We start from the raw sequence: 16026 nt of genomic DNA, 5'->3' as shown, positions 1-16026 counted from the left end.
GTAGAGTCTCGTAAAGAAGAAAAAGACTGCCCAATGCCCCATCAACTAACTTGAGACATCTGTTGTTGATTCAGGTAGTAATAATGACCTTTTTTAGCGATTAATTCGTCGTGGGTACCGCTTTCTACCAAAATACCTTGATCTAAAACTAGGATTAAGTCCGCGTTGCGGACTGTAGAGAGGCGGTGGGCAATAATTACACTTGTGCGTCCTTTAAGAATTGTTTTGAGGTTGTTTTGAATAATTCGTTCTGATTCTGAATCTAGGTGACTAGTGGCTTCATCAAACAGTAATAACCGGGGATTTCCAAGCAAAGCACGAGCAATAGCTAGGCGTTGGCGCTGTCCACCAGAAAGCATACCACCGCTTTCACCAATTTCGGATTCGTAATCCAGGGGTAGTTTTTGAATAAATTCATCCGCTCCAGCATATTTTGCTGCTTGGCTAATTTCTTCTGAAGAAGCATTTGGATTAGCGATCGCAATGTTTTCGCGAACAGTCCCACCAAATAGAAAAGTATCTTGGTCTACAACGCCGATTTGGGAACGGAGCGATCGCATAGATACACTGGTGATATCGTGACCATCAATGAGTATTTTGCCATCTGTCGGTGGGTATAAACCTAAAATTAATTTACTGAGAGTTGTTTTTCCAGAACCACTGCGCCCTACGACTGCAACCATCTGTTCTGGCTGAATTTCAAAGTTGAGATTTTCTAATACGTTAGTGTCGCTTTCTGAGTGATAACGAAAAGTAACATTTTGAAAACAAATGTTACCGCGAAGTTTACCCAACGATTTGCGGGGTTTAATTGCTAAGTCTTCTTCTGGTTCCGCCTCCAATACATCATTAATCCGTTCGGTAGAAATCACGATTTCCTGTAATTCATTCCACAGCAGAGCTAGCCGTTGGAAAGGACTCAAGACGTTACCCACCAACATATTGAAAGCAACTAGTTGTCCAATAGTTAGTTCGTTATTAATTACCTGGGTTGCTCCATACCACAGCAATGAAGTATTTACAAAGGTGTGGATGACGCCACTGATAATCTGCAAGCGATTGTCAATTATTTGAGCATTAAAGTCTTTTTTGATTAAATCATTTAGCAGTTCCTCCCAACGCCAACGCACTGTCTGTTCAATTGCTAATGAGCGAACAGTACGAATTCCGCTTAGGGATTCTATGAGATAGCTTTGTTCTTTGGTAGCTGCATTAAAAATATCTCTGGAGATGCGGCGCAAAATACTTGTGCTGGCCAGCGCCAAGATAAAAAATGGCGGTACAGTACACAGCACGAATAATGCCATCCGCCAGCTATAGGAGAACATCAAAGCCAGATAAACCACTAATGTCAGCATATCCAACACAATCGAGAGTGTCTGACCAGTCAGGAAGTGCTGAATTTTCTGGTTTTCTTGGATGCGCGAGATTATATCCCCAACGAAACGCGACTCGAAATAAGCAAGGGGTAAACGGAAGGTATGTTTGATAAAGCCTACGAGTAAGGCGATACTAATGCGGTTAGCAGTGTGAAATAAGAGATATTGCCGTACACCGTTGACAGCAACACCAAACAACCCAAAAACAATCATTCCCAAACCAATGGCGTTTAAGGTTGGAACACTGCGTTGCACAAGTACTCTGTCAAGCAACAACTGGGTAAATACTGGCGTTACTAACCCAAATAATTGAATTACTATCGAAGCTATGAAAATTTCTACCAGTGTTCGATAGTGAGGTTTGACTAGCTCAAAAAATTTCCAGAAGCTTCTACTTTCGTCTTTAGCACTTTTTAGTAGAGCTGTCGGTTGCAGTAACAATGCATAACCAGTCCAACCTGCTTGAAATTCAGCTTTTGTCAAACTGCGTTGACCAAGAGCCGGGTCACATACAATCACCCGCTTAGGAGTGATTTCATAGACAACAATAAAGTGTTTACCTTCCCAGTGAGCAATTGCAGGTAAAGGCTGTTCTGCTAATTTATCAAGAGTAGCTTTCACTGGACGGGTGGCAAAACCCAGGTATTCTGCTGTTGCTGCCATTGCTTTTAGGGATGCACCGTTGCGAGTGACATTGGTCATATCCCGTAGGCGATTGATACTAAAATGTTTGCCCCAATAGTTACCAATCATCACCAAGCAAGCAGAACCACAATCAGCTGCACTTTGTTGGGCATAGAAGGGATAGCTTTTGGTAATCCGCTTCCACCAATGTCCCATTTGTACTTTCGGACTGGGAAAGTAAAAACGTGATTTTTTTGTTGGCTGTTGTTGTGACGGCTTCTCTCTTTGGGGAAAAGGAATAATTTTAGATTTTGGAGATTGGGAAGTTTTTTCTCTAGTACCTAATCCCCTGCGACGCACTGAGCCGATCGTTGCGTCCTCAGTCTCCAATTCCGTTTCGCTGACACTCATGCCAAAAGACCACTCCCCTAACTCCGGGAAGTATTCTAGTGCTGTTTGCATTTGGTCGTTTTTCAGAATGTAAGCAATCGTTGGTTGCGTTGTTTGCCAATCTCCTTGTTTTGGTTGAGCAAAGATTGTACCTGGTGTCAAAAAATCGCCTTCAGAATGCCGCAGTTGACCTTTGTACAATAGCCACAACTGTGAATCTTGGGATATTTGTGGACTGACAGAGCCAGTTTCTAACTGGTGCCGCTCAAACAAAGATAAGGCTTTGAGCATTCCTGAAACTTGTGATGTATGGCGGGGGAATTGTGATACTTGGCGACATAACAACAACAAATCCCAAAGTTCTGCACGGGCAAATAAGCGATCGCGAATGTTAGGATACTTGTCTATCAACCTTTGCAATGCTTCTTGACTGAAATAGCCAAGTTTCAAGCTTGTCGAAGCTCTAACTACATAAGGACTAAAGTTAGCTTCGGGAAACAAGGTCAATTCACCAAAAACAGACCATGCACCAAAGGTAGTAATTAAATTCTCAGAGCTATCTAATAGTCGGACTTTACCTGTAAGAATAATATATATACCAGGATTCGCCTGTGCAGATTCCCAGAATTGCTTTGCTGATGGTGGCTCCACAATCTCCATTTCTGCCAAGAAGTCCTCTAATTCTTTTTCTGAGAGTTTTGTATCTAAGGTGTACAAAATTCTTTCACCCAGATGTTGCTCAGAAAGCACTGATGGCATTTTTTCATCTCCACAAAAAAAATTTACTTATCAGTCGGAATCCAATTCAAAACTTCATTAAAAATATTATTTAATCCCGTATTTTCACCGAGGAAACTCTCAGCTTTATTAAAGTAGAGTTGAGAAAGAAACAGTATGCTAGTAAAGCATCTATCTTTTACATACAAGGTATTTTTATTGAGTGGGCAATCTACAAGAAGTTGTTGCAGCGAGTTATTGATGTGGCAATAACTAGTGTAAATGCTAGAATATCGAGCTAGAGCTTTGTTTAACGACATTTAGCTTCAAAAGCGACTAACTGCATTGACAGCCTCTGCACAAAGTATGGATTGCTCATTTTTGCAATCAGCAGTGGTTGTAAGCGATCGTTAAGAGGAATTATTTTCGCAATCTAATTTGCTGTATGCAGCAAGAGCTATGCAAAGTATTTCATTCCTCAATCACAAACCGAAGTTTTTTTTAGTTCAGGACAATGTTATGGCTGAAAGTTATTTCATGCTCTCGAACAACACCTGACTCGGAAGAATTTTTAAAAGAATGTTTTCAAACATTCCTAACTTTTTAACAGCCTTGTCTTGACTTAAATGGTGTGACATAATTGTAGTTAGAAATTGCATTGATTCGTAAATTATGTGAAAACGTAATTCATTAGCAGTTGTGTGAACAAAGCCTGACAGCAAAAAAAACACAACTACAAATCTGACTAACGTTGTAGTGTTAATCAGAAATTTACACAATGTGCAATTAGCTCCCAGCATATTCCCTAGTACTTTGGCGAGTCTAGGGGATAGTCTCCGGGATAGCTTCATCCCGATCGTGCAACCTGGAACAAAAGAAGATTTTGAGTAGGCTACAAGAAACAGAAGACTATAAAAACTATAAAGCTATAAAAGCACATCGTAATTTTGTTTAAGTAGTATTTTACCAATTAAGCTAAATTACACTTAAACAAATATTGCTTGAGTTTGCTTGGAGATTCCAGAATGGATCTTTTTCCAGCACTGCTTAGTATCTTTTAGGGAGCATCTAGCAAGTTATTTAACGTTTGTATTATACCTCCTATAGTGTAACAAATGCAAGTGACTAAAAGAGACTTGCGAACATCATCATATTTACATACAAACATGATATTTACATAATTAGCTTACACTCTTTCTGTTCTTAAATTTAGATATTTTAGTAGTTTCTTAATGTAAATTTTCTGACAAGTCACCTAATAGATGATATTTAACAAAAAAAATATATTTAACAACCATTTATACATTAAATCTTTAAATAGCGAGGTGGCATAACATGATGCTAGTCATAACGGCGACTATTGTTTGCTTAAAGGTAATATTTAAGTTGTTTAAATTAGCTGTGAGGTAAAACACATTAATGTTGTGATCGGGCACACACACTAGTTGACTAAGGCAATCTTAGCATTTTTTCCATCAAGGGTATAGCAGCAATACATATTACAGCTTGATAGAAGTTGAGAAATAACCATCATGTTTAAATGAGTCTATAGTTCAAAAAATGACAATAAATCGCCAATTCGTCTTTTAAAACCTAAGATTACCATCCGATCGAGTCAAGTAATAAATGGATAAATTGAATGGTGGTTATAGAGCCAGTGCCCTGACAAAGTGTAACACCATCGATTTGGTAAAATATAGAAAATCATCCATAGCGGTTCTTAATCAGATAAGGTACATCCTCAAAGTTAAAAATATATCCAGTCCAGTTATACCTCAGTTGCAGAGGAACCGCTATAAAAGCAACCAATATCACTTTGGTTGCGATCGCCAATGCTGTTGCTGTATATTTATCCATTGGAAAATCTACTTGATGAGAAAATTATCCCTGTGTAATCTAGGGATCTTTATATTACTCTCAACAGAGAATATTTAAATGCTTGTTTCTTCGTGCTTAGTTCCAAACGCAAAGATTTAATTTAAATGGTAATTAGCTTAAAAGACCATAGGACTTATGCACAAGTTACGAAATAACGAACCGCAGAGGCGCAGAGAACACAGAGAAATCAGAGTTTGAGAGATATTTTGCGTAAGTCCTAAACCGGTAAGGAATTCAGTTCCTAAGTTGTGGCGCGATCGCTGAATTTTCCCCTTGGCTTGCTCGATGAAAGGAGTTTGTGTCATACTTACAAAAACCACAAATTACTAAATCTCGGTCGATTTTAAGTAGTATTTACAGGGCATTAGGGAGTATTAGAAGTAATACAGTTAGGGCAATGAGGATTGGGGGTGAGGGGAGACTGGCGTCGTGCGAAAAATTGATATTCCTACAAACTTGAGATGCTTCCATATTGAAAAACATCTCTGATTTAGTAGTACAGTGAATTACGAAGGAGTATTTATGTCACAGTTGGAGCAAGCAGTGCCAAACACCTTTGTAGCCCAAGGTCTAGAAACTCTCCCCAATATTTTCGACCAAGTTGAGGCTTTGGCCAAAGATTTCGCCACCCGCGCAGGGGCACACGATAGAGATGCTTCCTTTCCCTTCGAGAATTTTACAGCTTTGCATGAGGCAGGATTACTCAACCTCACCATTCCACGTGAATTCGGCGGCCAGGATTTGGGTTTGGCAACTGTCTGTCGGGTGATTGAAGGGATCGCACGTGGCGATGCTTCGACCGCATTAGTACTAACAATGCACTATCTTCAACACGCTCATGCAGCCCGTAGCCGTCGCTGGCATCCAGAAGTGTATAAGCGGCTGTGTCGTGAATCAATTGAAGGCATTGCCCTGCTGAATGCTGCCCGTGTTGAACCAGAGCTAGGAACGCCAGCCAGAGGCGGATTGCCAGCGACAATTGCCGAACGAACAACAGAGGGCTGGCGTTTAACAGGACATAAGCAATACACCACAGGCAGTCCCATCCTCAGCTATTTTGTTGTTTGGGCACGGACAACTGAAGATGAACCACAAGTTGGGAATTTTCTAGTTCCGCGCGATCTGCCAGGTTTGCGAATTGTCGAAACCTGGGATCACTTGGGGATGAGAGCTACAGGCAGCCATGACCTCATTTTAGAGAATGTATTAATTCCCTCAGAGTATGCTCTAAATATCAACCCCATATCAGTTGCACCATCTTTCGATCCGATAATTTCCACTTGGGGCAGTTTGACAGTGAGTGCCTTATATCTCGGTGTTGCTAGTAGTGCGCGAGACTGGCTTGTTAAATATCTTTGGGAGCGATCGCCTTCTAATCTTCAAGAGCCACTGGCAACTCTGCCACGCTTCCAAACTGCCGTGGGTGAGATAGAAGCACTGCTATTTGCTAATAATAGATTGATTTATAGTTTGGCTCAAGATATTGACAAGAGCGAATATGAGCCTAACGTAGGATTACAGGCACAGGCTGTTAAATATCTTACTACAACTAACTCGATTCGTGCTGTGGAGATTGCCTTAGAACTAACTGGCAATCCTGGTTTATTAAAAAGAAATCCTTTAGAGCGTCACTACCGTGACGTTTTATGCAGCCGTATACATACGCCACAAAATGATGTTATTTGCCAATCTTTAGGAAAGTCTGTGTTGAAAGTTAAGTGATTGGGCATGGGGTATGGGGGAAGACTTGTTGCAAGTTCTCATTAGAGTCACCTTGTCTCTCATCTTCTCAATGCCCAATGCCCAATGCCCAATGCCCAATTCCCAATCCCCAATCACCAATATTTAGTATCCAGCTTGCTTGTCTACAACATTCCGCAAAGGCTGACCGTTTTGGTAGCGTTGAAGATTGTCGATAAATAGTTGTGCTATGCGCTCTCTGAGGCGTGGTGACAAGGCTGAACAATGGGGAGTGATAAAAGCGTTCGGTAACGACCATAAGGGACTTTCTGGCGGCAGAGGTTCGGTTGCAACAGTGTCTAATCCAGCACCCGCAATCCAACCCTCACGTAGTGCAGTCAGCAATGCGGCTTCATCCACGATCGCACCACGAGCAATGTTAATTAGGTAAGCAGAGTGACGCATAGAGCGCAACGCAGCTTCATCGATCGAGCCTTTAGTTTCTGGGGTTAATGGTGTGGCAATCACTACATAATCTGCGGCTGGGAGGAGCGATCGCCACTCATCAGCGCCTACAACTTTGTCAAAATTCGGTAAGGGTTCGGGATGGCGGCGACTACCCCAAACTGTGACTCCAAAGGCTTTAGCACGAGATGCGATCGCTTGACCGATATTTCCTGTGCCGAGAATTAATAAAGTTGCGTCTGCCAACTCTTCAAGAAACACTCCTCTTACCCAAGTGTGCTCATTCTGCAAAGTTTGCAATTTCCGCAGATTCTTGGCGTGATAGAGCATAAATGCCAGTACAAATTCCGAAATTGGAATTGCATGAACCCCTGCACCATTAGTGAGGATGATGTCCTTTTGCAAAAAAGTTGGCGTGAGGATGTGATTTACGCCAGCACTCGGTGATTGTTGCCAACGCAGCGCGGGTGCTGCTGTCAGTACTTTGTCAAGAGTAGAGGTTTTCAGGTAAAATCCATTGACATAAATCTCTGCATCACTGGCATCACCATCGAGATTACCTTCACTATCCACCTCTACTACATCGATATTAGATGGTAGGTGTGGCTCTATATCTGCAATGAGATGATCGGGTAAAATTAGTTTCACCATTTGTTAGTCTTCCATTTCATTTTGAATTTTCAAAGGGACTGGGTATTAGGGCAGAAAGACAGAAGATTAAAAGTTAAATTCTTTACCAATTTCCAATGCCCAATGCCCAATGCCCAATGCCCAATACCCAATGTTTAGTATCCTGCTTCTTTATCTACTACATTTCGTAATGGCTGACCAGCTTGGTAACGCTTTAGATTGTCGATAAATAGAGCTATTGAACGCTGTTTACTCTTGGGTGAATGACCGGAAGTATGAGGAGTGATAAAGATGTTAGGAAGTGACCACAAAGGGCTTTCTGGTGGTAACGGTTCTGAGTTAACTGTGTCTAATGCTGCACCTGCAATCCAACCTTCTGTGAGCGCTTTTATTAATGCCGATTCATCGATTACGCCGCCGCGAGCAATATTAATAAGGTAGGCATGATTTGGGAGCGAGCGCAATACAGATTCATCAATAAATTCTTTGGTTTCGGGAGTTAGAGGTGTTGCAATAACTATATAATCTACCTCTGGCAGGAGCGATCGCCATTCATCAGCACCTACTACTTTATCAAAATTTGCTAGTTCATGAGGATGACGGCGACTGCCAATAATTTTTAAGCCGAAGGGTTTAGCACGGGCGGCAATTTCTTGACCAATACCACCAGCGCCAATAATTAGCAAGGTTGCATCTGTTAATTCTTGGATAGCAAAGCCTCTTTTCCAGTGACGTTCTGCTTGTAAAGCATATAATTCTTGTAGATGCTTGGCATGAGCCAGTATATAAGTGATTACAAATTCTGCGATCGGAATTCCATGTACTCCAGCCCCATTAGTGAGGATAATATCTCTTTGCAAATAAGTTGGTGTCAGGATGTGATTCACCCCTGCATTTGGTGCGTGATGCCAACGCAATGCCGGTGCTGATTCTAGTATTTTATGTAGTGTCGGACTTCTCGATAAAAACCAACTGAAATAAACTTCGGCATCGCTAGCATCCCCATCTAGATTTCCTTCAACATCTACTCGTACAATCTGTGTATTGGGTGGTAGATGTGGCTCAATGTCAGCAACCAAATCGAGCGGCAAAATGAGCTTCATTGTAGATTACCTCTTCTTTATTTACAAGGCTATATCTGTAAATTGCTTCTGCTTGACAAAAAACTAAGTGCCATTTTTACTTGGCACACATTATGATGATATTTAGTAAGATTTCAAAGTTTATTCTTTAATCTGTAAATACATAAACTCTAGATCAAAATATTGGGTATTAAATTTATACGCCATTTTCTGTGTACCATATATTTGAAAGCCCAATGATAAATAAAGTTGTTTTGCTAAAAAATTGCTTTTAACAATATCAAGTAATAAAATTTCTACTTCCTTAATAGCTTTCGCTCTTTCAATTAATTTTTTCAATAAGAGTTTACCTATACCTTTTTCCCGATATTCTTGTTTAACATACATGCTACTAATATGTGCTTTATGCCGGAGTTTTATTCTGGATTCTTGGTTGAATGCGACTATTCCAATTAAATGTTTATCCTCAAAACATCCCAAAATAAAATTGTTGTTATCTACTGGAATTCTATCCCGAAATTGTTCTATAGTTTTAATTACTTCTTCTTGATATGTTGTGCCAAATGAATCTGGATTTTTCTCTAAAGCTTCTAATCTGATCTGTCTATAATCTTCTGCATGAGCCTTTGTTAATTTTTTGACAATCATTAAATTAAATATAAGTAAGAGATACTTGTGTATTATTTAATTTTCAATAAAGCGATATAGATTATATTTTAGTTTATCTAGCTCGTAAATATAGAAAAAATTACCCAGACTAGCAAAGAGGAGAGTTGGGAGGTATTTTGAGTGTTCATATAGGACTCATATTTGATTTTTGCGAGGCTAGGTACACCTTTATTCCTTCTTCCCAGTCCCCAGTCCCTACGATTAATTCAGAAATCAAATCGGATTGCTATAAATAATTTTTTGCTATAGCAAGTTTTAATCTCGAAGTAGCCTATTTACCGCAGCTACCTCAAGTTGAATATTGATTGACTACTAAAAGCTTAAATTTCAACTACTAAGCTGTAATAACTGGTTGTTTACTTGAGTATTTTCATTGCTCATTACTCGTTCTAAAACAGCTTCTCGGATATTGATAAACACTTCGCTACTTCGATCTCGCGGGCGTGAAAGTTTCACAGGTAAATCCATAGAAATCTTTCCTTGATCGATCACTATCACTCGGTCTGCCAACGCCACAGCCTCTTCCACATCGTGAGTAACCAAAAACGCAGTAAATCTTCGCTCTTGCCACAAGTTTTCAATCAAATGCTGCATTTCTTGGCGAGTTAGAGCATCCAATGCTCCCAAAGGTTCATCTAGCAACAACAAACGGGGCTGACTGGCTAACGCTCTGGCCAATGATACCCGTTGCCGTTGTCCTCCAGACAAAACATAAGGCCACTCATCAGCTCTATCTTTAAGTCCGACTTTATTGAGTACCCACAAAGCTTTTTCACGCCAATTACCTTCTAAGCCCAACCCCACGTTCTGAATAACGCGCTTCCACGGTAGCAAGCGGGGATCTTGAAACATCACTGTTACAAAGCGGCTGAGTCTATGTAGTGGTTCTCCATCAAGTAATATTCCACCTGAAGTTGCTCTATCTAATCCTGACACAAGACGCAATAAGGTACTTTTACCACAACCACTTCGTCCGACAATAGCGACAAACTCACCTGCTTCAACTTCTAAATTAAGGGAGTTTAAAACAGTTTTCTTGCCAAAAGATTTCGTCAAATCCAAAATACTTAGTTGTGTACCCTGTACATTTGAACTCACTTGCAAAACCTCCTTTTGAGAACAATTAGAATTTAATTATTTGATGAGATGTTGAAAAAAGGAACCCACATTTAAAATCATGATTTTTCAACCTATGATTTTGGTGAACTTAGCATTTATGACTTTTGATAATTGGGATTCCAAGCCAAGAATTTTGTTTCTAATCCTCTGGCAACAGCATCTGCTAATTTACCCAGCAGCGCATAGATTACAATACTCAAAACTACAACATCGGTTTGCATAAACTCACGGGCATTCATTGCCATATAACCAAGACCGGAATCTGCTGCGATCGTTTCTGCCACAATTAGTGTTAGCCACATAATCCCCAACGAAAAACGAACACCAACGAGAATCGAAGACAAAGCTCCTGGAAAAATAATTTGCCACAGAAGTTGTGGTGTTTTTAATCCATAGACTTTTCCCATTTCAATCAGTCCAGGGTCAACACTACGGATACCATGAAATGTATTGAGATATATCGGGAAAAATACCCCCATAGATACTAGAAATAATCTAGCTTGATCGCCAATACCAAACCAGAGAATCACTAGCGGAATTAATGCCAAATTAGGGATAGTACGGAGCATTTGTAAGGAACTATCCAATAACTTTTCTGCTACACGGGAAAAGCCATTGAGCAATCCCAAACCGAACCCAATACTGCCACCAACTATAAAACCAGATATCGCCCGCCCAGCACTAATTCCTATATGTTGGAAAAGTTCTCCAGTTGAGCCAAGTTTAATTGCTGTAGCGATTACACCACTAGGGGCTGGTAAAATCCTGGTTGAAAGTAGACCAGTTCTAGAAGCAAGTTCCCAAAGAATTAATATGGTAACAGGCACAATCCAAGGAACTATTTTCTCGATTTGCGGGTTGTCTAACACCTCGCTCAGGGATATCTTGTTTTTGCTTTTGGTGCTTTTAAAGGTAATAGTCATGGAATTTGGGATTTTAGATTGTTCCAAAGGATGAATCTAGAAGCATCACCAACAAAATTAGTAATTTACTCTTTAATTACAAATTACTAATTATTAGGTCATGAAGCACTTGTGAGTTGTTTCGCAAATTTTTCATTGGCGACAATTTCGCCAACAGAACTCAAGACTGGTGGTGTTAAAGGTGCAGGTTCACTTTGCAAAGGTAGGCGGGGAAATAATAATTCAGCAGTGCGATACGCTTCTTCTAAATGGGGATATCCAGAAAAAACGAATGTTTCTATCCCCAAATTGCGATATTCCAGCATCCTAGCGGCAACAGTGTCAGGATCTCCGACTAAGGCCGTACCAGCACCACCCCGCACCAATCCAATTCCTGTCCAAAGGTTGGGGCTAATCTCTAAGGTTTCTCGGCTACCGCTATGTAGTTGACTCATGCGCCGCTGTCCTTCAGAATCAGATTGAGCTAAGTCTTTCTGAGCTTTTGCGATCGCATCCTCATCCACATACTTAATTAGCTCATTGGCTGCATCCCAAGCAGCTGACTCGGTTTCTCGCACAATTACATGCAAGCGAATCCCAAAACGAACTGTTCTGCCTTGTTCAGCCGCCAATTTCTTAACTTCGGCAATCTTTTGGGCCACTTGTTGTGGAGGTTCGCCCCAAGTCAGGTAAACATCTATATGTTTAGCAGCAACCCGCTTGGCGGCAGCAGATGAGCCACCAAACCACAAAGGTGGATAGGGTTTTTGAACTGGTGGGAATAGGAGTTTACCACCTTTGATATCCAGGTAGTTTCCTTTAAAATCAACTGTTTCCCCACTGACGATACCCCGCCAAACTCTGAGAAATTCATCGGTTAAATCATAGCGATCGTCATGACTAAGATGCAAACCATCCCCAGCCAGCTGCACCGGATCTCCACCCGTCACTACATTAATTAACAATCTTCCTTTAGAAATCCGGTCAAATGTTGCTGCCATCCGTGCAGCCGCACCTGGGGAAGTAATCCCTGGACGAATTGCCACGAGAAACTTCATCTGCTTGGTGACAGATATAAAAGCGGCTGCGGTTATCCAAGCGTCCTCACAAGAACTCCCTGTAGGTAACAATGCGCCTGTGTAGCCTAAACTATCCACAGCTTGGGCAATTTGCTGCAAATAATCAGGTGTGGCAACACGAGAGCCAATATCTGTGCCTAAATAGCGTCCGTCATGAGATCCAGTAGGAATAAACCAGAGAATTTGCATTTGTGTCAGACAGGGTACAAGTATATATCCTACGGCAGGTCGATCGAATTACCGTAGTTTATAGTCAGCATTTTACAGGAAATTATTTAAAACGCCAGTATAGATTAACGATTCATAAACAATAACTGCCCACAAGATTGAGTTTTTACGCACAATGCCAATCATCATGACACTTTTTTTGCAACAATAGCTGTCGTGAAGAATACAAGTTTTGTGTCAATTACTCGCCTTTTTGCGACTTTGAAGTGTTCATTTCTGGTTTCATCGACAGAAACCTTGCTAATTTGCACTTTCTAAAGATGAAAAAGTACTAGGTCTTGCATTGTACCAAGCTCTATGCAAAGATAATGCTACGAATGTACGGTAAGTCGATAGAAGTATCGTACTTCAGTAACGCTTGATGCTGTCAAAATATAGCTGATTAGAAAATAGTGTTTTCAATTAATGTTAATTGGCAAATAATCGAATCTAAATCAAGCTTGAGTCAATGTCAATAGCCATTGATGAACTTTATACAGCATAACCCAAAAAAAGGATTTTAGGATGTATTAGAAAGATCAGTTCATATAGCGTGTGGTTGAGTTTCCCTTAAAAGTAGAGAAGTCCTTGCTAAGGCAGTCATTGTCTGATTCTAGATGTTTTTAGGATTATTTTAAACGTCAGAATTCTTAGTTTGCTGCGAATTTTGGATTGGGCATTTAACTACTTAGTACTGGTTTCAATACTTATCAGAACTTTGCACTTTTTTTAGCGGCTAAAGCCCTGCTGAATCTATGTTCTAATCGTTTTTTATAAACATTAGAGCAATGATTTGTCTTGTCTTTTATGTCAAATAAAGGGCGAATTTATTCATCTTTAAGGTTGAGGAGTTAAGGAGTCATGTCGAAATTTCGCTGGAATTATAGATCCATAGTGTTGCTGCTTTCAGTGCTAGATATTCTAGCTATACTGGTTTTTCATCCAGCTAAAAGTCAGGCTGAATTACCTAAATCTGATGTATCTACTATTGTAGAAGAGAACAAAGCTCCAGAAGCAGTTGTCAATCAAACAGTAGACACTTCAATTGCACCAGTCACTGTTAAAAAAGCTCCAAACGAGCTGCAAGATCGAGTGATACCTGTATCACAATTGTTGCAAGCTACACCGCCAACTAACAAAAAAGCTCCAAATAATGCAGCAGGGCAAGTTACATCCGTCTCGCAACTATCAGATATTAAGCCGACAGATTGGGCATTTCAAGCATTACAGTCTCTAGTTGAGCGCTACGGTGTAATTGCAGGATATACAGATGGTACATTTAAAGGCGATCGCTCCCTAACGCGCTATGAATTTGCCGCTGGGTTGAATGCAGCTTTAGATCGCCTCAATGAACTAATAGCGACTTCAACGACAGATTTAGTCAAACGCGAAGACTTGGATACCATCAAAAAACTACAAGAACAATTTTCTCCAGAACTCGCTCAACTTCGGGGACGCGTAGATAGCCTAGAAGCACGAAATGCGAAGTTAGAATCAACTCAATTTACGACCACAACCAAACTTATAGGTCGAGCTCAGATTGTTGCTGGCGAACTTCTGGCGGGTAATAATGTCTTCACTAAGAGACCAGCACCTAACAATCTCACACTTCAAGGCTCAACGACTTTACGGTTAAACACCAGTTTTAACGGTAAAGATTCACTAGGTATAACAATAGGAGGTGGAAATATTGAATCACTGGGACAAACAAGAGCTGGATTATTGGGAACTTATGAGGGGAGAACTGCTGATAACTCCAGTATTACTTTTGCACGCAACACTCTTATTCTCAGTGGTGTTCGCTATCGGTTTCTACCTTTTCCAAATACCCAAGTCAACATTTATCCCTTGTCTGACGGAGCTAGTGAGATAGGTCTTTCTGGTCCGGTTAACCCATATTTTGAATCGTCTTCTGCGACTGGTGCTAATGGGATTTCGCGATTTTCCCGGCGGTCTTTGGTCTATAACTATGGAGATAGCGGCCCTGGAATTGCCATACTCCAAGGATTAGGCAAACAGGTTCAATTTGGGATAGCCTATAGCGCACCAAACGGTGGTAATCCGACACTTAATAATGGCTTATTTACAGGCAGATATTTAGCTTTAGCACAGTTAATATACTACTCCGGTAATCGGAATTTTCGGGTAGCTGCAACTTACGTTAATACCTATAGCCCACCAAATACCATAGGTTTTAGCGGAACAAATTTCGGCCCAGCAGTCGGGAGTAACTTGGTAAACAGCACCGTGCCTGGAGTAGCAACTCTAGGCAACCTTTATGGCCTACAGGCGTTCTATCAAGTTAATTCCAAGTTGGCAATCAATGGGTGGGTAAGTTATGGGGTACACACCTATTTGGGGCGCGGAAATGCTGAAGCTATGGATTGGGCGGTAGGACTGGCATTCCCGGATCTTTTTAGTGAAGGTGCTTTAGGGGGGATTTTAGTTGGTATGGAGCCAAAACTCACCAGTCTTAGTAATAATATAAATTTGGGAAAAGGTCTAGGACAAGCGGACAGAGATACTTCTCTGCACGTTGAAGCATTCTACCAATATAAAATCGGAGATAATATTGAGGTTACGCCAGGTTTGATCTGGATTACTGCACCTGATTCGGATTCCAGCAATCCTGATAGTTTATTTGCTTGGGTTCGTACTGTCTTTAGGTTTTAACCGAATGGCACTCCCCGGACTGAATAAAAACAGGACTTACATTCGTTTAATCAAAAGTCCGGGGATTCTTGAGTCTTAAGGGAGCGAATGTTAGTGCCGCAAGACAAAGACAATTCAATTTCGTGTCTTTTCTATCTAGACAAAACCGTTTAGAAAAATTTATTAAACTACGGCAAACTTATCGAATTTAAGTATCTTAATGAACTAAAATTCGACCACAACACAAAAGATGTTACAAAGCAAGTTCTTGAGAAAGATAATTCCGTTGATTTTACATAAATTTACGTTTGAAGTTGTTTGGTAAAATGCTTGCTTTTTGCCGAAAACTGTGAAAGACTTTATTAAGTCATAAACTACGGTTTACCGATCAAGATAAAGTATTTAGTTAATGTCAAGCTAGTTATAGCAAGGGACTGGGGACACTTCGACAAGCTCAGTGCATCGCTGGGGACTGGGTGAAAAGCCTTTTTGTATCTAAGTTTTATCGTCTGTTGATGTCCTAACCACCAAGGCTTGTGCTATAGAACCTGTA

11 protein-coding genes are annotated in these 16026 nt (G+C 40.6%); 2 read left to right on the top strand and 9 right to left on the bottom strand.

Annotated features, from left to right (window positions below; genetic code table 11):
• Positions 1 to 41 precede the first annotated feature (41 nt).
• From RMZ42_RS03010 to RMZ42_RS03000, 3 genes are all read right to left on the bottom strand, one after another.
• A complete protein-coding gene (locus RMZ42_RS03010; RefSeq protein WP_322670000.1) occupies positions 42 to 3152 on the bottom strand; it encodes a peptidase domain-containing ABC transporter in 3111 nt (1036 codons plus the stop codon).
• A 1662-nt stretch (positions 3153 to 4814) separates the two neighbouring features.
• Positions 4815 to 4967, bottom strand: coding sequence for a hypothetical protein (locus tag RMZ42_RS03005; protein ID WP_322669999.1), 153 nt, complete (start codon positions 4965 to 4967; stop codon positions 4815 to 4817).
• A 137-nt stretch (positions 4968 to 5104) separates the two neighbouring features.
• Complete coding sequence (locus RMZ42_RS03000; protein WP_322669998.1) at positions 5105 to 5293, bottom strand: hypothetical protein; 189 nt, start codon at positions 5291 to 5293, stop codon at positions 5105 to 5107.
• Positions 5294 to 5510: 217 nt separating this feature from the next.
• On the opposite strand from RMZ42_RS03000, the gene RMZ42_RS02995 reads away from it, so the two are divergent.
• Positions 5511 to 6710: an acyl-CoA dehydrogenase family protein gene (locus RMZ42_RS02995; protein WP_322669997.1), complete on the top strand. Its 1200-nt coding sequence runs from the start codon at positions 5511 to 5513 to the stop codon at positions 6708 to 6710.
• Between the two features lie 123 nt (positions 6711 to 6833).
• Here the strand turns inward: RMZ42_RS02995 and RMZ42_RS02990 are convergent, their stop codons facing one another.
• The 6 genes from RMZ42_RS02990 to ssuD form a co-directional block, all read right to left on the bottom strand.
• Complete coding sequence (locus RMZ42_RS02990) at positions 6834 to 7784, bottom strand: D-2-hydroxyacid dehydrogenase (RefSeq protein ID WP_322669996.1); 951 nt, start codon at positions 7782 to 7784, stop codon at positions 6834 to 6836.
• Positions 7785 to 7918: 134 nt separating this feature from the next.
• Positions 7919 to 8866 (bottom strand): D-2-hydroxyacid dehydrogenase, encoded by a 948-nt coding sequence (locus RMZ42_RS02985; RefSeq protein ID WP_322669995.1) that lies wholly within the window; start codon positions 8864 to 8866, stop codon positions 7919 to 7921.
• Positions 8867 to 8986: 120 nt separating this feature from the next.
• Positions 8987 to 9493: a GNAT family N-acetyltransferase gene (locus RMZ42_RS02980; RefSeq protein ID WP_322669994.1), complete on the bottom strand. Its 507-nt coding sequence runs from the start codon at positions 9491 to 9493 to the stop codon at positions 8987 to 8989.
• A gap of 348 nt (positions 9494 to 9841) precedes the next feature.
• Positions 9842 to 10612, bottom strand: a complete 771-nt coding sequence (locus RMZ42_RS02975; protein ID WP_322669993.1) for an ATP-binding cassette domain-containing protein — start codon at positions 10610 to 10612, stop codon at positions 9842 to 9844.
• Positions 10613 to 10728: 116 nt separating this feature from the next.
• Complete coding sequence (gene ssuC / locus RMZ42_RS02970) at positions 10729 to 11556, bottom strand: aliphatic sulfonate ABC transporter permease SsuC (protein ID WP_322669992.1); 828 nt, start codon at positions 11554 to 11556, stop codon at positions 10729 to 10731.
• A 98-nt stretch (positions 11557 to 11654) separates the two neighbouring features.
• The gene (gene ssuD, locus RMZ42_RS02965; protein WP_322669991.1) at positions 11655 to 12803 is read right to left on the bottom strand and encodes an FMNH2-dependent alkanesulfonate monooxygenase; all 1149 of its coding nucleotides are present in this window, start codon (positions 12801 to 12803) and stop codon (positions 11655 to 11657) included.
• A gap of 879 nt (positions 12804 to 13682) precedes the next feature.
• Here ssuD and RMZ42_RS02960 point away from each other — a divergent pair.
• Positions 13683 to 15494 carry an iron uptake porin gene (locus RMZ42_RS02960; RefSeq protein WP_322669990.1) on the top strand — a complete coding sequence of 604 codons (1812 nt, stop codon included), beginning with the start codon at positions 13683 to 13685 and terminating at the stop codon, positions 15492 to 15494.
• Positions 15495 to 16026: the final 532 nt, after the last annotated feature.

Origin of the sequence: Nostoc sp. DedQUE05, from assembly GCF_034530955.1 — a bacterium.
GTDB lineage: Bacteria > Cyanobacteriota > Cyanobacteriia > Cyanobacteriales > Nostocaceae > Nostoc.
This window is presented reverse-complemented; position numbering and strand designations above follow the sequence as displayed.

Bases quoted from the DNA above. Each gene is read 5' to 3' on its own strand.
- ssuC (WP_322669992.1), bottom strand. From the start codon at position 11,556: ATGACTATTACCTTTAAAAGCACCAAAAGCAAAAACAAGATATCCCTG.
- RMZ42_RS02985 (WP_322669995.1), bottom strand. From the start codon at position 8,866: ATGAAGCTCATTTTGCCGCTCGATTTGGTTGCTGACATTGAGCCACAT.
- RMZ42_RS02995 (WP_322669997.1), top strand. From the start codon at position 5,511: ATGTCACAGTTGGAGCAAGCAGTGCCAAACACCTTTGTAGCCCAAGGT.
- RMZ42_RS02980 (WP_322669994.1), bottom strand. From the start codon at position 9,493: ATGATTGTCAAAAAATTAACAAAGGCTCATGCAGAAGATTATAGACAG.
- RMZ42_RS03005 (WP_322669999.1), bottom strand. From the start codon at position 4,967: ATGGATAAATATACAGCAACAGCATTGGCGATCGCAACCAAAGTGATA.
- RMZ42_RS03000 (WP_322669998.1), bottom strand. From the start codon at position 5,293: ATGACACAAACTCCTTTCATCGAGCAAGCCAAGGGGAAAATTCAGCGA.
- RMZ42_RS03010 (WP_322670000.1), bottom strand. From the start codon at position 3,152: ATGCCATCAGTGCTTTCTGAGCAACATCTGGGTGAAAGAATTTTGTAC.
- RMZ42_RS02960 (WP_322669990.1), top strand. From the start codon at position 13,683: ATGTCGAAATTTCGCTGGAATTATAGATCCATAGTGTTGCTGCTTTCA.
- ssuD (WP_322669991.1), bottom strand. From the start codon at position 12,803: ATGCAAATTCTCTGGTTTATTCCTACTGGATCTCATGACGGACGCTAT.
- RMZ42_RS02990 (WP_322669996.1), bottom strand. From the start codon at position 7,784: ATGGTGAAACTAATTTTACCCGATCATCTCATTGCAGATATAGAGCCA.